This window comes from Streptomyces sp. NPDC006393, assembly GCF_040628575.1.
GTDB lineage: Bacteria > Actinomycetota > Actinomycetes > Streptomycetales > Streptomycetaceae > Streptomyces.
In genome coordinates this window covers 30,358-49,855 of the sequence record NZ_JBEXZD010000002.1, presented here as the reverse complement: position 1 = coordinate 49,855, position 19,498 = coordinate 30,358, and the positions used below count along the sequence as shown (strand labels likewise).

18 protein-coding genes are annotated in these 19,498 nt (G+C 72.6%); 11 read left to right on the top strand and 7 right to left on the bottom strand.

Going from position 1 to position 19,498, the window contains the following annotated elements; translation table 11 throughout:
• Nucleotides 1–171 precede the first annotated feature (171 nt).
• Entirely contained in the window at nt 172–1,101 is a 930-nt protein-coding gene (locus ABZ484_RS01250) for a LysR family transcriptional regulator (protein WP_358863810.1), read from the top strand.
• 24 nt (nt 1,102–1,125) lie between these two features.
• On the opposite strand, the gene ABZ484_RS01245 is transcribed toward ABZ484_RS01250, so the two are convergent.
• The 3 genes from ABZ484_RS01245 to ABZ484_RS01235 all read right to left on the bottom strand — a co-directional run bounded on the left by ABZ484_RS01245 (nt 1,126) and on the right by ABZ484_RS01235 (nt 5,431).
• A complete protein-coding gene (locus ABZ484_RS01245) occupies nt 1,126–3,267 on the bottom strand; it encodes an EAL domain-containing protein (RefSeq protein ID WP_358863809.1) in 2,142 nt (713 codons plus the stop codon).
• The gene (locus ABZ484_RS01240; RefSeq protein WP_358863808.1) at nt 3,264–4,100 is read right to left on the bottom strand and encodes an SAM-dependent methyltransferase; all 837 of its coding nucleotides are present in this window, start codon (nt 4,098–4,100) and stop codon (nt 3,264–3,266) included. The genes ABZ484_RS01245 and ABZ484_RS01240 overlap by 4 nt, the downstream gene beginning before the upstream one ends.
• A 365-nt stretch (nt 4,101–4,465) precedes the next feature.
• Nucleotides 4,466–5,431, bottom strand: a complete 966-nt coding sequence (locus ABZ484_RS01235) for an SCO0930 family lipoprotein (protein ID WP_358863807.1) — start codon at nt 5,429–5,431, stop codon at nt 4,466–4,468.
• Between the two features lie 764 nt (nt 5,432–6,195).
• Here ABZ484_RS01235 and ABZ484_RS01230 point away from each other — a divergent pair.
• From ABZ484_RS01230 to ABZ484_RS01220, 3 genes are all read left to right on the top strand, one after another.
• Complete coding sequence (locus tag ABZ484_RS01230) at nt 6,196–6,324, top strand: hypothetical protein (RefSeq protein ID WP_358863806.1); 129 nt, start codon at nt 6,196–6,198, stop codon at nt 6,322–6,324.
• Nucleotides 6,325–6,340: 16 nt separating this feature from the next.
• Complete coding sequence (locus ABZ484_RS01225; RefSeq protein WP_358863805.1) at nt 6,341–7,105, top strand: DUF4239 domain-containing protein; 765 nt, start codon at nt 6,341–6,343, stop codon at nt 7,103–7,105.
• A gap of 260 nt (nt 7,106–7,365) precedes the next feature.
• Entirely contained in the window at nt 7,366–7,794 is a 429-nt protein-coding gene (locus ABZ484_RS01220; RefSeq protein WP_358863804.1) for a hypothetical protein, read from the top strand.
• 85 nt (nt 7,795–7,879) lie between these two features.
• Here ABZ484_RS01220 and ABZ484_RS01215 read toward each other — a convergent pair whose 3' ends face one another.
• The gene (locus ABZ484_RS01215) at nt 7,880–8,353 is read right to left on the bottom strand and encodes a hypothetical protein (RefSeq protein WP_358863803.1); all 474 of its coding nucleotides are present in this window, start codon (nt 8,351–8,353) and stop codon (nt 7,880–7,882) included.
• Nucleotides 8,354–8,684: 331 nt separating this feature from the next.
• Here ABZ484_RS01215 and ABZ484_RS01210 point away from each other — a divergent pair, with 331 nt between their 5' ends.
• On the top strand, nt 8,685–9,374 hold the full coding sequence (locus ABZ484_RS01210) for a class F sortase (RefSeq protein WP_358863802.1): 690 nt from the start codon (nt 8,685–8,687) through the stop codon (nt 9,372–9,374).
• Nucleotides 9,375–9,428: 54 nt separating this feature from the next.
• Here ABZ484_RS01210 and ABZ484_RS01205 read toward each other — a convergent pair whose 3' ends face one another.
• Complete coding sequence (locus tag ABZ484_RS01205) at nt 9,429–10,283, bottom strand: polysaccharide deacetylase family protein (protein ID WP_358863801.1); 855 nt, start codon at nt 10,281–10,283, stop codon at nt 9,429–9,431.
• A gap of 162 nt (nt 10,284–10,445) precedes the next feature.
• Between ABZ484_RS01205 and ABZ484_RS01200 the strand changes: the two genes are divergently transcribed.
• From ABZ484_RS01200 to ABZ484_RS01180, 5 genes are all read left to right on the top strand, one after another.
• Nucleotides 10,446–10,925, top strand: a complete 480-nt coding sequence (locus tag ABZ484_RS01200) for a universal stress protein (RefSeq protein WP_358863800.1) — start codon at nt 10,446–10,448, stop codon at nt 10,923–10,925.
• A 129-nt stretch (nt 10,926–11,054) separates the two neighbouring features.
• Nucleotides 11,055–12,482, top strand: coding sequence for an amino acid permease (locus ABZ484_RS01195; protein ID WP_358863799.1), 1,428 nt, complete (start codon nt 11,055–11,057; stop codon nt 12,480–12,482).
• 372 nt (nt 12,483–12,854) lie between these two features.
• A complete protein-coding gene (locus ABZ484_RS01190) occupies nt 12,855–13,403 on the top strand; it encodes a sigma-70 family RNA polymerase sigma factor (protein WP_358863798.1) in 549 nt (182 codons plus the stop codon).
• A gap of 145 nt (nt 13,404–13,548) precedes the next feature.
• Nucleotides 13,549–14,061: a hypothetical protein gene (locus ABZ484_RS01185; protein WP_358863797.1), complete on the top strand. Its 513-nt coding sequence runs from the start codon at nt 13,549–13,551 to the stop codon at nt 14,059–14,061.
• A 194-nt stretch (nt 14,062–14,255) separates the two neighbouring features.
• Complete coding sequence (locus ABZ484_RS01180) at nt 14,256–14,906, top strand: zf-HC2 domain-containing protein (protein WP_358863796.1); 651 nt, start codon at nt 14,256–14,258, stop codon at nt 14,904–14,906.
• A gap of 23 nt (nt 14,907–14,929) precedes the next feature.
• On the opposite strand, the gene ABZ484_RS01175 is transcribed toward ABZ484_RS01180, so the two are convergent.
• Both ABZ484_RS01175 and ABZ484_RS01170 read right to left on the bottom strand, forming a co-directional pair.
• Nucleotides 14,930–15,793 (bottom strand): DNA-formamidopyrimidine glycosylase family protein, encoded by an 864-nt coding sequence (locus ABZ484_RS01175; RefSeq protein WP_358863795.1) that lies wholly within the window; start codon nt 15,791–15,793, stop codon nt 14,930–14,932.
• A 52-nt stretch (nt 15,794–15,845) separates the two neighbouring features.
• Nucleotides 15,846–17,933, bottom strand: coding sequence for a SpoIIE family protein phosphatase (locus tag ABZ484_RS01170; protein ID WP_358863794.1), 2,088 nt, complete (start codon nt 17,931–17,933; stop codon nt 15,846–15,848).
• A 111-nt stretch (nt 17,934–18,044) separates the two neighbouring features.
• On the opposite strand from ABZ484_RS01170, the gene ABZ484_RS01165 reads away from it, so the two are divergent.
• Nucleotides 18,045–19,469, top strand: a complete 1,425-nt coding sequence (locus tag ABZ484_RS01165; protein WP_358863793.1) for a lipase maturation factor family protein — start codon at nt 18,045–18,047, stop codon at nt 19,467–19,469.
• Nucleotides 19,470–19,498 lie beyond the last annotated feature (29 nt).

Here is a 19,498-nt window from a genome sequence, read left to right as displayed (position 1 = left end):
AGCCGCAAAGGGAACGAATCCATGGACCGACAGATCGACAGATCGACAGATCGGCCGGCGGATCCACGGATGGCTCGTCGGATCGATCCTGCGCTCCGGGGCGTCGCGACTGAAGGATCGATCCGCTCCCGGTCGTTACCCTGAAGGCAATACCGATCTCAGGGGGATGACGTGGAGTCCCGTCCGCTGCGCTACTTCGTCGCCGTCGCCGAGGAGCTCAACTTCGCCCGCGCCGCCGAACGGCTGGGCATCTCACCGCCTCCCCTGTCCCGGGCGATCCGCCAGTTGGAGACGGAGCTCGGCGTCACCCTGTTCGAGCGGACCACCCACAGTGTGGCGCTGACCCCGGCCGGCGAGGTGCTGCTGGCGGAGGCGCGGATCGCGCTGGACGCGCTGGAGGCGGCCGGGCACCGGGCGCGCCGCGCGGCAGCCCCGGCCGGCGGGCTGGTCCTGGCGGTGAAGGCCGACGGCGACGCCGGTCTGCTGGAGCCGGTCCTCGAACGCTACGCGGCCGACCCGGCCGCGGTCCCGGTCACGGTCCGCCTGTGCGCATGGCAGGAGTCACCCCGGCTGCTGCGCCGCGGCGAGGCCGACGTCGCCCTGGTCCACGAGCCGTTCGACCGCACCGGCCTGGACAGCGAGACGCTGGCCGTCGAGCCACGTGTCGCCGCGCTGGCCTCGAACGACCCCCTTGCCGCCCGCGACCGCCTCGCCCACGAGGACCTGGGTCTGCGCCCCGGGGAGCTCCACCGGTTCCTCGACGGCAAGCAGAGCAAGGGCCGCGACCTCGCCCAACTGCTGACGCTCGTCGCGCTGGGCGAGGTGATCAGCCTGCTGCCCGCCTCCGTGGCCGACCGCTATCCGCGCCCCGGGGTCGTCTACCGTCCCGTCGACGACGCCCCGCCCGCGGTCGTGGCGATCGCCTGGCCGCAGCAGTCCCGTTCGAGGGCCACGGCGGCACTCGTCCGGGCGGCCGTCGCGGTGTCCGAGGGCGCCTGCGGACAGCCCCGGGGCGCACACGGGCAAGCCGGCGTACCCGGGCAGGCAGAGGGCGCACGCGAACAGCCACAGCACGAGGAGGCGCCGTTCGCGCGCCCGTGACGGTCGGCCCGTCGCGTCCGACGCTCAGCCCGTCGCGTCCGCCAGGGCCAGTTCGTGCAGACGGTCCGGGGGACCCGGGCGGGCGTAGTACCAGCCCTGGGCGGTGTCGCAGCCCAGTATGCGCAGCTGTTCGGCCTGGGCGCCGGTCTCCACGCCCTCCACCGTGACGGCGAGGTCCAGGCTGTGGGCCAGCGCCACGATCCCCTCGACGATCTTGAGATCGACGGGATCGGCCGGGAACTGCTGCATGCCCTGGGTGAAGGAGCGGTCCAGCTTCAGCACGCTCACCGGCAGCCGGCGCAGGTTGGCAAGGTTGGAGTAGCCGGTGCCGAAGTCGTCCAGGGCGATGTCGACGCCCATCTCGGCCAGCCGGCGCAGCGGTTTGAGCAGGTCGTCGTCCGCGCCGATGAGCGCCGACTCGGTGACCTCCAGGCACAGCGCGTCGGGGGCCACGCCGGTGCGTTCCAGGATGTCGACGGTGTCCTGGACGAGGCCGGGGTGCGTGAGCTGGCAGGGCGAGAGGTTGACGTTGATGCGCAACGGGCCCTCGGTCCCGTCACCGTAGCGCTCACGCCACTCACGGGCCTGGCGCACCGACTGCTCCATCACCCAGCGGCCCAGCGGCACGATCAGCCCGGTGTGCTCGGCGAGCGGGATGAACCGGTCCGGCCCGAGCACACCGTGCTGCGGGTGCAGCCAGCGCACCAGAGCCTCGGCGCCGCGCACGCTGCCGTCGCCGAGGTGCACCAGCGGCTGGTACTCGATGAAGAACTCGCCCCGGTCCAGGGCGGTCGGCAGGGCCGTGGTCAGCCCGTGCCGGGTGATGGCGCGGGCGTCGGCCTCGGGATCGGCCAGCTCGAAGCGGTTGCCGCCCGCCGACTTGGCCCGGTACATGGTGATGTCGGCGCTGCGCAGCACCTCCGCCGCGCTGCGCTCGCCCACGGGGCCCTCGACGACGCCGATGCTGCCGCGCACCGTCAGCTCGCGGCCCTCGATGCGGATGGGCGCCACGAGCGCGTTCATGATGCGGGAGGCGAGTTCGTCGACCTCGCGCTCGGTGTCGGGTCCGGTGGTCAGCGCCACGAACTCGTCGCCGCCGAGCCGGGCGACCATCTCGCCGGGCGCGGTCGCGCACGCCTGCAACCGGTCGGCGACCTCCACCAGCAGCCGGTCGCCGGCCGCGTGCCCGAGGCTGTCGTTGATGGTCTTGAAGCCGTCCAGGTCGAGGTAGCACAGGCCGAAGCGGTGGCCGTCGCCCGCGTTCAGCGCCTTCTCCAGGCGTTCGAAGAACAGGGTGCGGTTGGGCAGTCCGGTCAGCGCGTCGTGCGTGGCCTCGTAGCGCAGCCGCAGGTTGAGCAGCCGCCGCTCGGTGGTGTCCTCCATGAGGGCCAGCTGGTACTGGGGGTTGCCGTCGGGGTCGCGGAGCAGGGAGACGGTGAGGTTGGTCCACAGGACCGTGCCGTCGGGCCGGTAGAAGGCCTTCTCCACGTGGTAGTGCTCGCGCTCCCCGCGCACCAGCTCCTCGTACAGCCGCCAGACCTGCGGGGCGTCCTCGGCGTGCGTCCAGTCCCGGACGTTGCGCAGCCGCAGGCTCTGCTCGGATCCGCCGAACATGCGCAGCAGCGCGCCGTTGACCTGGAGGACGTTGCCCTCCAGGTCGGCGATGCCGATGCCTATCGCCGCGCCTTCGAACACCGCCCGGAAGCGGGCCTCGCTGGTGTGCAGCGCCTGCGCGACCACGCCCTGGGCGCGCAGCGCGGCCTGGGCGATCGCCTCCTGCTCGGCGAGCGTGCGTTCGCGCAGGGCCCGCGCGAACCCGGCCGCCATGGCGTGCTGAAGCCGCGCGCAGCGCGCCCGCAGGTCCTCCTGGTCGCCGCCCTCGCCGCAGTACAGCACCAGATAGGCGTCCACGCAGTCCAGGGAGCGGCTGAGCGCCTCCGGGGCGGTGCAGTGGGCGTCGACCAGCGCGGCGCCGACCGCCTCGCCCTCACCGGCGTCGAAGGCCCTGCCCCGCAGCGCCCGGCTCAACCTGTCGGCCAGCGGCAGCAGTTGCTCCTCGAACTCCGGGCGGGTCAGCGAGGTGGAGGTCACCGGGAACACCGCCCGGCTCCAGATCGTCGTCAGCCGGCGCAGTCTGCCCTCCGGCCCGTCCGGTTCCGCGATCACGCCGTACGCCCGCCCGTTCGTCCGCCGGCGCGCCCCACGCCGGCGAATCCGGAGAAGGCATAAGGATCCTCGTCCTCCGGCGCCGTCTCGGGCCGCCAGAGGGGCATCGGCACCAGTCCGGGTTCCACCATGTCGTACCCCTCGAAGAACCGCGCGATCTCGTCGCGCGAGCGCATGATCAGCGGATTGCGAATGTCCTTGTACACGTCGACCGCGCCCTCGCTCCGCTCCGGCGGCAGCGGGATTCCCTCGTACGAGGCATGCGTGAGGACGAGCAGGCTGCCGGGCGCGAGCGCGTCGCGCAGCTCGGCGACCGCACCGTACGGGTCGTCCGTGTCTTCCACGAAGTGAAGTATGGCAACGAGAAGCAGCGCCACTGGCCGATTCAGGTCGATCAGCCGCTGCAACCGGGGGCTCGCGAGGATTTCACGGGGCTTGCGCAGGTCTGCGGCGACCACGTCGGCGGCGTCGTTGTCCGCCAGGACCGCCTCGCTGTGGGTGACCGCCACCGGGTCGTGGTCGACGTACACGACGTGGCTGCCGGGGTGCGCGGCCTGGGCGACCTCGTGGACGTTGCCGAAGGTGGGGATGCCCGAGCCGATGTCCAGGAACTGGGTGATGCCCTGGTCCACGGCGTAGCGGACGGCGCGGCGCATGAACGCCCGGTTCGCCTGCATGATCTTGGGGAGCCCCGGCATGAACTCCATGGCCTTGCGGGCGGCTTCCCGGTCGACCTCGAAATTGTGCGAACCGCCCAGGTAGTGGTCGTAGATGCGAGCGACGCTCGGCACCGAGATGTCGATGCTCCGTGGGGCCCAGGCGGGACGCTCCATCTTCTCTCCACAACGTAGGCGATCCGGTGTTCGAGCTGAGGCTACTGATCGCCCGCCAAAGGAGCGAGCGGAAACGGAAATTGACCATCCGTTCCCGGTCACCACCTGCGCTCACACCACCCTGCCCGTGCCCGGATCACGGTGGGTTGCGCCGATGTGCGGATATCACGAACGGTTCCCGGAGGCGTCGTGGAGCCGGGCCGGAACACGGCGGACCGCCCCCTCCGTGCGGTGCGGAGGGGGCGGTCCGGTCGGTGGCGCGCCGGGATGTGCGTCTGTGCGTCGGGCACTTCGCCGGGTTCGTGTCATCCCTCCCTTCCGTGTCCGGCACCGTCGGGTGGGCGATCGACCTGGGGAGGTGATCTCTACGCGGGCGCGCCGACCGGCTTCCCGTCAGGGGACACGGCGTACCAGGTGCCGCCGACGCCCTGACCGTTGATGTCCCCGGGCACCTTGTCCCCGGAGAAGGTGTAGATCGGCCAGCAGTTCACGGTCATCTGCTTGACCCCGTCCGGCCGGGTGAAGCCCATCAGGCCCTTCTTCTTGACGCCCTTGGTGTCGTTCGCGGACACCGGGGCGACGGCCGGCCACTTCTCCAGGCAGGCGCCGGTGCACGCGGACACCGACTTCGGCCACGCCTTGTCCTTGAGGAAGCGGTAGACCGTCATGCCGTTCTTGTCGACGACGATGTCACCGAGTTCGGTCTTCTTCACGGACAGGCCCGGCAGGTCGGCCAGGGAGGCCTTCTTGCCGTTGGGCGCCATCGCGTACCACTTGCCGCCCACGCCCTGGCCGCTGGTCTCGCCGGCCTTGGTGTCCTTGGCGTAGCGGTAGGCGGGCCAGCCGGCGATGGTCAGCTGCTTGGTGCCGTCGGCGCGGGTGACCTCGCCCAGCAGGGCCTTGTCGATGCCGGCGCCGGCGGTCGCGTCGCCGGCGGGGACGGGCGGCCAGGCCTTGACGCAGTCGGCGTCGCAGTTGGACTTGGGGGGTTCGGCCGTGTCCTGGTCGAAGCGGTAGAGGGTCATGCCGGCGCTGTCCGTCAGCACCTTGCCCAGTTCGGCGTTGTCGGAGACGGCCAGTCGGCCGGCGGCCTCGGCCGCCCCTGCGGAGCCCTGCTGTCCGTCGGCGCCGTAGCCGTTGCCGCCGCCCGCGCCGATCTGGGAGCCCGCGCCGGTGCCTGAACCGGAGCCGCCGAATCCGCCGGCCGGGGCCGTCGCACCCACGTTCTGGCTGCCCGCCGCGGGGCCGCCGTCCTGACCGCACGCCGTCGTCAGCGCCAGTACGGCCGCGGCCGTCGCCACGAGCGATGCGCTCCGCCAGGAGGTGTTCATCGTCAACTCCCCATGATTCCAAGGGTGTTGCAGCGCCCTGCTGCGCCGCCGCACGACACTGGTTACGCATGCGGGTGGCGGTTGTGTTCAACCGGGGCACGAATTTCTTCCCGGGACGCGTGAGCCCTGTGCCGTCGAACACGGGCCGGCCTGCGGTGGGCCGTACGCGTGTGCGCGTCCGTTGCGCCGCGGCGACCGGCCCCGCAAACCCCCGCTCACCTCGTTTCCCCTCTTCGGGGCAATCCTCGAGGGCAGCGGCGTGCCCCGGCCCCCCGCGGCTCATGATCTCCGTCGTGCATCGACCGAAACCGGCCCGACTGGGCCTGACGCTACGGGTGTTGGCGCCGGTGGCCCTGGCGTGGACGTGCGCGGGCGCGCCGGCCGCACCGGCCGCCGCCGACGCCTGCGCGTACGCCTCCACGGGCCCGGGCGGAACGGTGGCGGTGTCGGTGGCCGGCGGCGACCTCTGGCCGTCGCTCCCACCGTGCGGGCAGCCCACACCGCCGCCACCATCGCCCAGCCCCAGCCCCACACCCACTCCGCCGGCCCCGCCCCCTCCCCCACCTCCATCGCCGAAGCCCGCCCCCCGGCCGGCGCCGGCGAAACCGAGACCCACCCCGCCACCGGAGCCGACGCCGCCGCCCGTGCGGCCCGCCCCCGCACCCTCACCGCGCCCGACGCCCCCGCCCCCGCCACCACCACCGGCCCCGGCCCCGACGCCCGATTCGCACCCCGAGCCCCGCCCCCGCCCCTCGGTGAAGCCGGTGACCTACCCGCGCTACCACCCGCGGCCGCACCGGGCCACGCCCCGGCACGGTCCGTCGCCCATCACCTACGTCCTGCTCATCGCGGTGCCCGCGCTGGCCGCCGTCGCCGCGCTCCGTCCGCGCTGATCCCTGGAGGAACCTGTTGTCGGAATGGCTTGTTCTCACCCTCGCCATGCTGGCCGCCTGTGCCGTGGTGGTCGTCATCACGCTCGTACGGCACCGCACGGCGGCCGAGGACGACGATCCCAGCGAGACCCCGGACGTCATCGAGTACATGACGATGTGGATCGGCGTGGTGTACGCCATCGTGCTGGGCCTGGCCATCGCCGGTGTCTGGGAGGCGCGTGTCGCCGCCCAGGACCACGTCCAGGCGGAGGCCCAGGCGCTGCACGAGATCTCCGAGCGCGTCCGGGTCTACCCGCCGGACGTCCGCGACCGCGTTCGCGCCGATGTCAACGCCTATGTCGGACACGTCGTCACCACCGAGTGGAAGACGATGGCGGACCACGGCCGGGTCACCCAGCGGGGCGACCAGCTGCTCGACAGGGTCCGCGCGGACGTCACCGACTACCGGCCGGCCTCGGACTTCGAGGCGCAGGCCTACCAGCCCCTCGTCGACCAGGTGGCGGCGGCCGACCAGGCCCGTGCCGCACGCGCCGACTCGACCGGGGCGACGATGCCGGGCGTGGTCTGGTTCGGGCTGATCGCCGGGGCCGTGGTCACCATCGGCATGGTGTTCGCGCTCCAGATCCGGCGGACGACCCGCGAGCTGGTCCTGGCCGGGCTGTTCTCCGCCCTGATCGCCTTCCTGCTCTTCCTGATCTGGGACTTCGACGCGCCCTACAGCAGAGGGGTCTCGGCGTCGACGGCACCCTTCCTCGACCTGTTCCCGCACATCGGGGGCTGACGGGTCCTCACCGTACGACAGGCCCCACGGAGCCTGACATTCCTTCATCCCGGTCGGGCCGTCCTGCGGCGGCCCGACACGGCCGTCCCGTCCCCCGCCCGCCGGAGCGCCGTCCCCTGTGCGGCCCACACGGTTGCCCCGTTCGCCCGAGTGCGATCGCGCCGCCGTGCACATGTTCCTAGCGTTTCGATCATCGAGGTGCATTTCCGGCACACGCGGAAGAGGTCCGCAGCTGCTCCTCGGGGACCGGAGGATTCATCATGCGCGTAATACGCGTCGTTTCGGCCGCGCTGCTGGGCGTCGGCGCCCTCACCTTCTCCGCACCCGCCGCCCTCGCCAGCGGCGGCGGCCACTCCTACGGCAGCGAGGGCCGCTCCTACGGCGACAGCGGCTCCGACGACGGCGGCGGCTACGGCGGAGGCGGCGGGGACAGCCGCTCTCACGGCGGCGGTGGTGGTGGTTACGGCGGCTCCGACGACGGCGGCGGCGGCTACGACGACGAGGGCCGCGGGGGTGGAGGGGGCGGCCGGCCGGAGCACTTCCGGCACGGCGTCCGCGCGGGCGAGGGGGGCACCATCGCCGGCTTCGACCTCAAGGAGATCGGGATGGGCACCGCGCTCATCGCGGGCTCCGTCGGCGCGGCCTACTACCTCTCGCGCCGCCGCACCGGCGAGGAGGGCGTGGCCTGACCCGGCACCAGGCACTCGGCACGGCGCGGATCCGGCCTCCGCACGGGCGGGGACCGGATCCGTGGTGAGGGTGGCGGCGCCGCCGTCAGACGCGCTTGCCGAAGCGCCCGCGCATCCAGAAGAGGGCGCCCACGAGAACGCCGGTCCCCATCAGCCCGCCGCCGATGGCGATGTCGGCCTTGGTGGCGCCGCCGGTGGTCGTGGCGCCGTCGGCTCCGCCGCGGGCGCGGCCGACCGCGGTGAAGGCCGCCGGACGGGCCGGGACGCGGCCGTCGCAGCGGACCGCGACGCCGTACGTGACGGCAGGCGCGTGCGGACTCAGGGACGCGACGGACCCAGGACCGCCGGCCGTGGCGGCCGGCCGCGTCGGCACCGCGCCGAACGCGTGCGACGCCGTCGGCGCGCCGCCGCGGCACGCGTCGGCCGTGACGGCTCCGCGTCCCGGCCCGGCCGCCGCGTCGGCGCGCGGGACGCCGCCGCTCTTCTCCACGGCCGTCGGCGCGGCCGAGCCGACGGTGGCGACGACGGCGACCAGGACCGCCAAGGGGATACGAGTCATGCGCATGTGATCCTCCGCGGAAGGCGCCCCGGGACACGTACCCGGTCGATCGGCGAGACAGCACCTTCCCAACACACCGTCAGATGTCGCGTCGGACCGCGCATTTCGGGTGTGGGCCGTCCTGGTGAGCCGCGATCCGGCGGGGATTCACCCCGTCGGATGTCGCCGCAGGTCATGGGCTGTCGGAAGACGCCCGTCCGGAACGACCCGGACGGCGCACCGGAATTCCGGGACGCCACCCGTTCGCTTCCGTCCCGTCGCCGGCCGCGCGCGCGGGATCTAGCGTTCCGGTGAGGGCGGGGCGGCGGCCACGTTCGAGAGGGGATGGCGCATGTCAGTGAGCAAGCTGACCGACACGGCCGAGGAGGAGGAGCGGGAGCCGGAGGCGAGGCGCGTCCCCTGGGGTGTGATGGTGCTCGCCCTGCTCACCGGACTCGCCCTGATCCGCAACGGCTCGGGGGAGTTCGAAGCCGGTCCGCCGCAGCCCGCGAAGGCCGTCGCGCCGGACGGCGGCCGGGACTCCGGTGCCTCGTCCGCGACCGGGTCCGGGGCGCCCCGGCCGCTGCCGCACTCGGTGCCCGACCGGGTGCGGATCCCCCTGATCCAGGTCGACGCGCCCGTCACGCCGGTCGGCGTGGACGCGGACGGCTGGGTGGCCGCGCCGCCGCCGGACGACCCGAACCTGGCCGGCTGGTTCAACGGGGCCGTCACGCCCGGGGAAAAGGGAACCGCGGTGATCGACGGCCATGTGGACAACAGGAACGGCCCGGCGGTGTTCTACGGGCTCGGCTCCCTGAAGAAGGGGAACCACATCGACATCCACCGGGAGGACGGGAGGACGGCGGTCTTCGAGGTGTACGGGGTCGAGGTGTTCCAGAAGGCGGACTTCCCCGGGGAGCGCGTGTACGGCTCGAAGGGCACACCGGAACTGCGGGTCATCACCTGCGGCGGCGGTTACACCAAGCAGACCGGATACGCGGGAAACGTCGTCGTCTTCGCCCGCCTGTTCCAGGTCCGCTGAACGCCGCCCCCGCACGGCGGCCCGGACCCGCGGGGCGGGGCGGGCGCGGCCGGCTCAGGTGTACGTCCGGCGGGGCACGGTGAAGCGGTAGCCCTCGTCCAGCAGTCTGGGCAGGTATCGGCGCAGCGCGCGGACGGTCTGCGTGCGGTCGCCTCCGGCGTCGTGCGAGAGGACCACGACACCGGGGTCGGCGCCGCGCTCGACCCGGCGGACGATGGCCGTGGTGCCGGGGGTGGTCCAGTCGAGGCTGTCGACGGTCCAGGCCAGGGGTTCCATGCCCATCTCGGCGTTGAGCTGGAAGACGTCGCGGTTCCAGGCGCCGTAGGGCGCGCGGAACCACAGGGGGCGCTCGCCGTAGGACTTCTCGATGATGTCGCTGGTGGCCTCGAGCTCGTCGCGGATCTCCCGGCGGGTGAGCCGGGTGAGCAGCGGGTGGGTCCAGGTGTGGTTGCCGACGACGTGGCCCTCGTCGGCCATCCGTGCGAGCAGGTCACGGTTCCAGTCGGCCATCTCGCCGCACACCATGAACGTGGCCCGCACGTCGTAGCGGGCCAGGGTGTCGAGGATGCGCGGGGTGTACTTCGGGTTGGGGCCGTCGTCGAAGGTCAGCAGTATGGTGTCGCCGAGGCCGGAGAAGCGCAGGATCGGCGCGCGCCGGACCCTGGCCGGCAGCGGCAGGGCACGCGGTGGGGCGTCTCCGGTCAGGGGGCGCAGGCGGTACGCGGAGGGTTTGAGGGCGCTGCCCGCCTGGGCGCCCGCGGCGGGAGCGGGCGGCCCTCCCGCGGTGCCGGAAGAGCCGGAGGAGCCGGACAGCAGCAGACCGGCCGTCCCGGCCGCGCCGGCCGCCCCGAGGGCGGCCGCCCCGGCGAGCAGCGCCCGGCGTCGCGTGAGCAACTGATCCTTCCGCATGACTCATCAGTGACCGGGGGCCTGCCGCGGAACCGGTAGGGCGACACGATTGCACTCGCGTGGCCGAGTCGGCGCGAGTCCCGGCCGCGCGGCCCGGGGCCGCTGGTCATCGGGGTCGCCCGGGCCTCGGCCGGAACGGCTGCTTCCGATAGCCTCGCAGGTGTGACGGAACAGCACGAGGAGCGCGAGCGGCACGCGCAGGGGTTCGAGCGGGGCACGGACGGCCCGAAGGTGATCGTGGCCGGGGTCGACGGCTCGGACTCATCGATGCGGGCGGCCGCCTACGCCGCCGGTCTGGCCCGGCGCCAGCGCGCCCTGCTGGCCCTCGTGTACGTGCAGCCGGTGATGTCGACCGGGGCGGCGCTCGGGGCACCGGTGGCCGAGACGACCGACGAGATCGCCGAGGACCTGGTGCAGCAGATCCGGGAGGCCTCCGAGCGGCTGAAGGGGATATTCGAGGTCCGCTGGGAGTTCCACACCTTCCGCGGCGATCCGTACAACGGCCTGGTGAAGGCCGCGGACGAGCTGAAGGCCGACGCGGTGGTCGTCGGCGCCTCCGAGAAGGCCGGCCACCGGATCATCGGCTCGGTGGCGATCCGGCTGGTCAAGGCGGGACGCTGGCCGGTGACCGTGGTGCCGTAGGGCTCTCGCGCCCGTCGTGGCGGCGCGGCCGGGGCCGTCCGGGCCATGCGTGGTGTCTTCCGTACTCGGCCGGGCTGAGCCATCATGATCCGCCGTCAGCCGATTGCCGTCTGCGAAGAGGTGAGGCCCATGGCCAGGCTCCGGATGGGTGAAGGCATTCTCCGGCGTAAACCCATCGAACACATCGAGGAGACGGAAGCCGGCGAGGGACCGAGACTCGAACGGTCGCTCGGGTTGTGGCAGCTGACCGCGATCGGTGTGGGCGGCATCATCGGCGCGGGCATCTTCACGCTCGCCGGCACCGTGGCCAACGGCACGGCCGGCCCCGCGGTGCTGGTGTCCTTCCTCGTCGCCGGTGTGGCCAGCGCCGCCGCCGCGCTGTCGTACGCCGAGTTCGCGGGGATGATCCCGAAGGCGGGCTCCGCCTACACCTACGGCTACGCGGTGCTCGGCGAGTTCGCCGGCTGGTTCATCGGCTGGGACCTGCTGCTGGAGTACACGGCGATCGTGGCGGTGGTCGCCATCGGCATCTCGGGGTACTTCAGCTTCCTGATCGAGGACATGGGCGCGAAGCTGCCCGCGTGGATGCTGGGCGCGCCCGGCACCGGGTCCGGGCACAAGGTCGATCTGTTCGCCGCCGTCCTGTGTCTGCTCATCGCCTGGCTGCTGACCCTGGGCATCCGCAACGCGGCCCGCTTCGAGACGGCCGTCGTGGTGCTGAAGGTGCTCGTGGTGCTGGTGGTGATCATCGTGGGCGTCTTCCACGTGGACACCGCCAACTACCACCCGTTCTTCCCCTACGGGGTCGGCGGGGCGTTCACCGGCGCGGCGACCGTCTTCTTCGCGGTCTTCGGCTACGACGCCATGTCGACGGCGGCCGAGGAGTCCAAGGACGCGCAGCGGCACATGCCGAAGGCGATCATCTACTCGCTGGCCGTCGCGATGGTGCTGTACGTGCTGGCCTGCCTGGTGCTGACCGGCATGCAGAACTACAAGGACATCGACAAGGAGAGCGGCTTCTCGACCGCGTTCAAGTCGGTGGGGCTGAGCCGTCTGGCGGACGTGATCGCGGTGGGCGCGATCATCGGCATCCTCACCGTGATGTTCACGTTCATGCTGGGCGTGACCCGGGTGTGGTTCTCGATGTCCCGCGACGGGCTGCTGCCCCGGTGGTTCGCGAAGACGCACCCCACGCGGCACGTGCCGACCCGGGTCACGTGGATCGTCGGGGTGGCGTCGGCGGTCATCGCCGGGTTCCTGCCGATCGGCGAGGCGGCCGAACTGACCAACATCGGCATCCTGCTGGCGTTCGTGGTGGTGTGCACGGCGGTGATCGTGCTGCGCTACCGGCAGCCGGATCTGCCGCGCAGCTTCCGCACCCCGTGGATGCCGTTCGTGCCGGCGCTGGGCGTGGTCTTCTCGATCTGGCTGATCACGTTCCTCCAGTGGCAGACGTGGGTGCGGTTCGCCGTGTGGTTCCTGATCGGCTGCGTGATCTACTTCGGTTACTCGTACAAGCGGTCGGTGCTGGCCGGGCGCCAGAGGGCCGTGGACTGACCCCGCGAGGAGGCGGAATCCCCCTGGTCCCGGCGGTCGGCCTGGCAGGCGGCGGCCACGGCGAGGACGGCCGTCAGGATCAGGCCCACCAGGTGCCTGCGTGCGATCATCGGTTCACCCCACTGCGTTCGTGCGCCGTACCAGTCCTATGGACGGACAAGACAGACAAGACAACAGACGGACAAGACAGATAAATGGGTATGAAGTCCGGGGCCGCCGCAAACGGCCCGGGCACCTGCCGTTAGCCCGTCCGGGGGGCGCGCGGGCCGTGACGGACCGTTCGTCGAACCGTTCGTCGACGCGATCGACCGTCCGTCGCACAGCCCTGCGCGCGCCCTGTCCCGGCGCGGGCCCCTGCGCTGCGATACGGCCATGACGGCCGGAACCGCCCTCCCCCGCGTGACCACGACCGCCGAGCACGAGCTCGCCGCGCTCCAGCGCGAGCACGGCCGGCCGCTGTTCGCCCTGCTGTTGCGGCTGTGCGACGGCGACCGGCAGCGCGCCGAGGACCTGCTCCAGGAGACGCTGGTGCGCGCCTGGCAGCATCCCGAGGCGCTGCGCGCCGACGCCTTCACCTCCGTACGGCCCTGGCTGCTGACGGTCGCGCGCCGGCTCGCCATCGACGCGCGCCGGGCCCGGCAGGCCAGGCCGCCGGAGGTCGGCGACGCGGTCCTGGAGAACACGCGGGTGATCGCCGACCACGCCGAGCGGGCCGCCGCGACGCTCGACGTACGGGAGGCTGTGAAGACACTCACTCCACAGCACCGTGAAGTCCTGGTGCTGGTGTACTTCCAGGGGGCGAGTGTGGCGGAAGCCGCCGAAGCCCTGGGCATTCCGCCCGGTACCGTGAAGTCCCGTGCGTACTACGCGCTGCGCGCCCTGCGCAGGGTGCTCCCGGGATACGCGGCCGACCTGCGGTGAAACCGACCGCTGGGTCAAACCTCCGTAAAGCGCCTTGCTGTGGACCACTGTTGAGTAATCGGCTGTCCTCATCCGTGTTCCGGATGGGCCTGTCCCAGGAGCCGGGGTCGGGCGAAGCGCACGCACCGGAGGAAGGCAGGAAGGGATGCTGCACAGAGGTCAAGAGAGCACGGACGGCGACGGCGGTGAACTGGTCGTCCCCATGGCCTGGTTGTACGCCGAGTACATCGCCGACGAACTGCTGCGCACCGGCGATCTGATGCCGCCGGCGTCCGTGGAGTTCCGCGCCGGGCGGGACGCGCTGGCGCTGACCGTCTTCCTGTCCGACACCGGCGGCGAGCTCTGCGGCATCCGGGTGGTCTCACAGCTGGAGACGTGGCTGTCCCTGACCGCCTACGACCAGCCGTGGGAGGACTGGGTCCGCGAGCGGATGGCCGACCTCGCGGCCGACGCGCACGCCTGTGGCGTCCGCTCCCCGGACCTGGCGCTGGCCGAGGCCGCCTGGCGGTGGCTGGAGGAGACCGAACTGCTCGCGCCCGACCTGGACGCGGTGCCGGGCGGGGCGGGCGCGGTGAGCGAGGACGAGGGGCCGAAGGTGTGGACGCCGGCCTGGCGGCTCGGACTGCCCCTGGGGCACCTCGCCATCCATCTTTTCTAGCTTGGGACTTTTCCGGTCGGGGACGCGATCCGGGCACGTTTTCCGGCCAGGGCCGGGATCGGACCAATCCGCGGGCCCGGCCGCTCCGAATCCCTTGATTACGATTCGGTGCGCGCCTTGAGTGATTCGGCAGTGCGGTGCGTACGGGTGGGAGCAACGAGTAACCCCACCCGCACCCACCGCGAGGATTCGGCATGAGGTCCCTGGAAAGGCATCGCGACGTCGGCGCGTACGCGCTCGGCGTGCTGGACGAGGCGGAGGCCTTCCGCTTCGAGGACCACCTCATGGAGTGCCCCCGCTGTTCCGCGCAGGTGACCGAGTTCGGCCCCACGGCGCGGCAGTTGCTGCTGTACCGGCGGGCCACGCCGCGCTTCGTGCATCCCATGGCCCAGCCCGGTCCCCGGCTGCTGGAGCGGCTGGTCGGCGAGGTGGCGCGACGGCACCGGGCGGGGCGCCGGCGCCTGCTGTACGGCCTGGCCGCCTCCGTGGTGCTCGCCGTCGGCGGGCCGGCGGCCGCGGTCGTCGCCCGGCAGGGGGACGGGCCGGTGCGGGTCGCCGCCACCGACGCGACGACGGGGGTGTGGGCCGAGGTCAGGGCGGCGGACGCGGACTGGGGCAGCGAGGTGCGGTTGCGGGTCGAGGACGCGGCGGGACCGCACTCCTGTCTGCTGGTCGCCGTGGGCCGGGACGGCTCCGAGCAGACGGTGACCACCTGGATGGTCCCCGCCCACGAGGACCGGCCGGACACCGTGATGGGCGGCGCGGCGCTGCATCCCGGCCAGATCGCCCGCTTCGAGGTGCGCACGGCGGACGGGCGGCACCTGGTGACCCTCGACCCGGCCTGACCCGGAGCCACCCGGCCTCTGACCTATTTGAGCAGCCGCGACAGCCGGCGGTCCGCCAGCGGCTTGCCGCCCGTCTGGCAGGTCGGGCAGTACTGCAACGAGGAGTCGCTGAAGGAGACCTCGCGGATGATGTCCCCGCACACCGGACAGGGCTCCCCGGTACGTCCGTGCACGCGCAGACCGCTCTTCTTCTCCGCCTTCAGCCGGCCGGCCGCCAGGCCCCGGGAGCGCTCGACCGCCTCGGTCAGGGTGGTGCGCAGCGCCTCGTACAGCCGTCCGGTCTCCTCCGGCGTGAGGGAGGCGGCCAGCTTGTACGGGGACATCCTCGCCGCGTGCAGGATCTCGTCGCTGTAGGCGTTGCCGACGCCCGCGATCAGGCTCTGGTCGCGCAGCGCGCCCTTGATCCGCCGCCGCTCCCCCGCCAGCAGCCCGGCGAAGCGCTCCTCGTCGAAGTCGCCGGCCAGCGGGTCGGGGCCGAGCCGGGCCACGCCCGGAACCTCCCGCGGATCCCGTACGACGTACACCGCGAGCCGCTTCTGCGTGCCGGCCTCGGTGAGGTCGAAGCCCGCGCCGCTCTCCAGCGCGACCCGCAGGGCCAGTGGACCCTTGCCGGGCCGCGGCGGGCCGTCGGGCAGCCGGTCCTTCCACTGGAGCCAGCCGCCGCGGGCCAGATGGGTGACCAGGTGCGGGCCGCCGCCGGTCACCAGGTCCAGGAACTTGCCGTGCCGGGCGACGGCGGTGACCTCGCGGCCCTCCAGGGCGCCGACGGGAGGGTCGTAGGTCTTCAGGACGCTGATCGCGACGGGCAGCACGCGGACGATCTCGTGACCGACCAGGTTCTCGGTCAGGAAGTCCTTGAGCGCTTCCACCTCGGGCAGTTCCGGCATGCCTCCAGAGTGCCACCCGGCACCGGCGGCGCCACGCGCCACACCCGCGGGTTCAGGCGCTCTCCGGCACCACGAACTCGCACCACAGGCACTTGCCGCCGCCCCGCGCCTCCACGCCCCACACGTCGGTGAGCCGGTCGACGAGCAGCAGACCGCGGCCCGAGACGCCCTGCTCCCCCGGCTCCCGGCGGCGCGGCAGGGCGCTGGAGGAGTCCTCGACCTCCACCCGCAGCCGCCGGTCGCTGCCGCTGAGCACCCGCAGGGTGACGATGGCCGCGCCCTCGGTGTGCAGCAGGGCGTTGGTGATCAGTTCGTCGGCCACCAGTTCGATCTCGTCGGAGCGTTCCCGGGCGCCCCAGGAGCGGACCGTGGCGCGGATCATGTGCCGGGCCCGCGTCAGGGCCTCCGGGTCGCCGGGCGCCACGTGCTGCTGGAGCCGGCCCATGGGCTGCCGCTCGGTCAGCGCGCGGCGGCGCAGCACCAGCAGCGCCACGTCGTCGTCGCCGCCGCGCTTCTCGGCCGTCTCGATCAGCTGGTCGGCGAGGTCCCGTACGTCCTCGGGCCCCGCGGCGACGGACGCCGCCAGAGCCCGCATGCCGTCGTCGAGATCGGCGCCGGGCACTTCGACGAGGCCGTCGGTGCACAGCACCAGGGTGTGCCCGGGGTCGAGCTCCATGGCGCAGACCGGGTACTCCAGGCTGCCGAACTCCGCCGACAGGCCGAGCGGCAGGCCGCCGTCGACGGCGACCCGGTCGCAGCTGCCGTCCCCCAGCCGCACCAGCGGGTCGATGTGCCCGGCGCGCACCACCTGGACGACGCCGGTGGACAGGTCGGCCTCCGCGTACAGGCAGGTCGCGAAGCGGTCGGTGTCGAGCTCGTGCAGGAAGGTGGAGGCGCGGGCCATCACGGTGGCCGGGGTGTGGCCCTCGGCGGCGTAGGCGCGCAGCACGATGCGCAGCTGGCCCATGACGGCGGCGGCGTGCGTGTCGTGGCCCTGCACATCGCCGATGACGGCGCCGACCCGGCCTCCGGGCAGCGGGATCAGGTCGTACCAGTCGCCGCCGATGTCCCGGCCGAGGGAGCCGCCCGCGTAACCGGAGCGGTAGCGGACGGCGACGTCCGCGCCGGGCACGCTGGGGATGGTGCGCGGCAGCATGGCCTGCTGAAGGCTCTGGGCGAGGTCCTTCTCCTGTTCGTAGAGCATCGCCCGTTGCAGGCTCTGCGCGATGCTGCTGCCGAGGGCGACCAGGACGTTGCGCTCGTCCTGGGAGAAGCCGTGGCGGCCGCTGTAGAGCAGGCCCATGCCGCCGATGGGGCGGGCCTGGGCGATCAGCGGCAGATAGGCGGCCGAGGTGATGTCCAGGCCGGTGATGTGCGGCCACAGGACGGGATAGCAGGCGGCGAACTCCTCCGCGGACTCGATGAAGCGGGGTCTGAGGGTGCGCACCGCCTCGCTCATCGGGTAGGGCTCGTCGATCCGGGTGACCCGGGTGCCGGGTACGGAGGTGCCCTCCGGTCCTTCGGCGACGAGCCGGATCCGGCCGGCCTCGACCAGGCCCAGGACCAGGCTGGTGGAGCCGAGGAGGGCCAGGCCGTGGCTGTCCTTGACGACGTCGATGACGTCCTGGACGGTGCGCGCGTGGGCGAGGGCGGCGGTGGTGGCCTGGACGACGTTGGTCTGCTCGCGCCGGGCGGCGTCCAGGGCCTGGCGCTGGGCGCGGCCGGCGCTGTCGTCGAGTTCGTCGGTCGCGTCCCGGACGATCCCGATGATCCGGCGGGGGCGGCCGTTCTCGTCGCGGCGGATGCAGCCCTGGGTGTGGGCCCAGCGCAGGGAGCCGTCGCGCAGGCGCAGGCGGACGTAGGTGCCGTAGTGCTCGCTGCCGTCCTTCATCGCACGGGCCACCAGGGCGTCCAGCCGCTGTCCCTCGCCGCCGGGCACGCGGGAGGCCAGGGTCTCGGGGTGGCCGTCGTACTCCTCGGGGGTGATGTCGAAGATCCGGTAGGCCATGGCGTCCAGGCTGCACAGACCCGTGTCCAGGTCCCAGTCGAAGGTACCCATGCGGTGGAGAGCCAGGATCGGGTCCGGGTGGACGGGCCAGTCGTCCGGCGGTGACAGGGTGCGCGCTCCCCGATCAGCCATGGGGCCACCTTGCCAGGGTTTGACCGATTCTTCGAGCTGGGAGAGAGCTAGCCGGAGCCCCGGAGCCGGGGGCTGAGGGCGGCACCATGGAGGAGAGGAGCGTGCACGGCCGTGGGATGGTTCATCGCACCCGACTACTGGCTGAGCCGGCTGGTCTTCCAGCGGGCCCTGGCCGCCGTGTATCTCGTGGCGTTCCTGACGGCCGCCCTCCAGTTCCGGGCGCTGCTCGGCGAGCGCGGCATGCTGCCGATCCCCCGGTTCGTCGAGCGGGTGCCGTTCCGGCGGGCGCCGAGCCTGTTCCACTGGCGCTACTGCGACGCTCTGTTCGCGGCGGTCGCGTGGGCCGGGTGCGCGGTGTCGGCCGCCCTGCTCGCGGGGCTGGACTCATGGCTTCCGCTGTGGGGCGGCATGCTGCTGTGGCTGGTGCCGTGGGCGCTGTATCTGTCGATCGTCAACGTCGGGCAGACCTGGTACGGATTCGGGTGGGAGTCGCTGCTGCTGGAGACCGGGTTCCTCACGGTGTTCCTGGGCAACGACGAGGTGGCCCCGCCGGTCGTGGTGCTGTTCCTGCTGCGCTGGATCCTCTTCCGTGTGGAGTTCGGCGCCGGGCTGATCAAGCTGCGGGGCGACGAGTGCTGGCGGAAGCTGACCTGCCTGGACTACCACCATGAGACGCAGCCGATGCCGGGCCCGCTGAGCTGGTTCTTCCACCATCTGCCGGCGCCCCTGCACCGGGCCGAGGTGGCCGCCAACCACGTCACGCAACTGCTGGTGCCCTTCCTGCTGTTCACCCCGCAGCCGATCGCCACCGCCGGGGCGTCGCTGATGATCGTGACCCAGCTGTGGCTGGTCCTCTCGGGCAACTTCGCCTGGCTGAACTGGATCACGATCGTGCTGGCCCTCTCGGCCGTCCAGTGGCCGGGGCGCGCTCCGGCGTCCGTGGCCGGGGCCCCACTGTGGTACGAGGTGGTGGTGCTGGCCGTCGCCGCGCTCGTCGTGGTCCTGAGCTACCGCCCCGTGGTGAACATGATCTCCCGCCGCCAGGTCATGAACCGCTCCTTCGACCCGCTGCACCTGGTCAACACCTACGGCGCGTTCGGCAGCGTCAGCCGTGTCCGCTACGAGGTGGTGGTCGAGGGCACGCTGGACGACGGGCCGCCCGAGGACGCGGAGTGGCGGGAGTACGAGTTCCGGGGCAAGCCGGGGGACCCGCGGCACTGGCCGCGCCAGTTCGCGCCGTACCACCTGCGGCTGGACTGGCTGATGTGGTTCGTGGCGCTGTCCCCGGCGTACGCCGGTGCCTGGTTCGGCGCCCTGGTGGAGCGGCTCCTGGAGAACGACCGCGACACCCTCCGGCTGCTGCGCCGCTCCCCCTTCCCGCCCGACCGGCCCCCGCTGTACGTCCGCGCCCGCCTGTTCCGCTACCGCTACACGTCGTGGCGGGAGCTGCGCGAGACGGGCGCCTGCTGGGACCGGACCTACGTACGGGAGTTTCTGCCGCCGGTGCGGCTGGCGGAGGCGTCCGAGCGGCCGTGACCGGGGCCGGGGCCGGGCCGGCCGGGTCA

Excerpts from the sequence above, each read along its gene's own strand:
- ABZ484_RS01240 (WP_358863808.1), bottom strand. The coding sequence starts at position 4,100 with ATGGAGCGTCCCGCCTGGGCCCCACGGAGCATCGACATCTCGGTGCCG.
- ABZ484_RS01235 (WP_358863807.1), bottom strand. The coding sequence starts at position 5,431 with ATGAACACCTCCTGGCGGAGCGCATCGCTCGTGGCGACGGCCGCGGCC.
- ABZ484_RS01220 (WP_358863804.1), top strand. The coding sequence starts at position 7,366 with ATGCGCGTAATACGCGTCGTTTCGGCCGCGCTGCTGGGCGTCGGCGCC.
- ABZ484_RS01215 (WP_358863803.1), bottom strand. The coding sequence starts at position 8,353 with ATGACTCGTATCCCCTTGGCGGTCCTGGTCGCCGTCGTCGCCACCGTC.
- ABZ484_RS01210 (WP_358863802.1), top strand. The coding sequence starts at position 8,685 with ATGTCAGTGAGCAAGCTGACCGACACGGCCGAGGAGGAGGAGCGGGAG.
- ABZ484_RS01205 (WP_358863801.1), bottom strand. The coding sequence starts at position 10,283 with ATGCGGAAGGATCAGTTGCTCACGCGACGCCGGGCGCTGCTCGCCGGG.
- ABZ484_RS01195 (WP_358863799.1), top strand. The coding sequence starts at position 11,055 with ATGGCCAGGCTCCGGATGGGTGAAGGCATTCTCCGGCGTAAACCCATC.
- ABZ484_RS01190 (WP_358863798.1), top strand. The coding sequence starts at position 12,855 with ATGACGGCCGGAACCGCCCTCCCCCGCGTGACCACGACCGCCGAGCAC.
- ABZ484_RS01185 (WP_358863797.1), top strand. The coding sequence starts at position 13,549 with ATGCTGCACAGAGGTCAAGAGAGCACGGACGGCGACGGCGGTGAACTG.
- ABZ484_RS01180 (WP_358863796.1), top strand. The coding sequence starts at position 14,256 with ATGAGGTCCCTGGAAAGGCATCGCGACGTCGGCGCGTACGCGCTCGGC.
- ABZ484_RS01175 (WP_358863795.1), bottom strand. The coding sequence starts at position 15,793 with ATGCCGGAACTGCCCGAGGTGGAAGCGCTCAAGGACTTCCTGACCGAG.
- ABZ484_RS01170 (WP_358863794.1), bottom strand. The coding sequence starts at position 17,933 with ATGGCTGATCGGGGAGCGCGCACCCTGTCACCGCCGGACGACTGGCCC.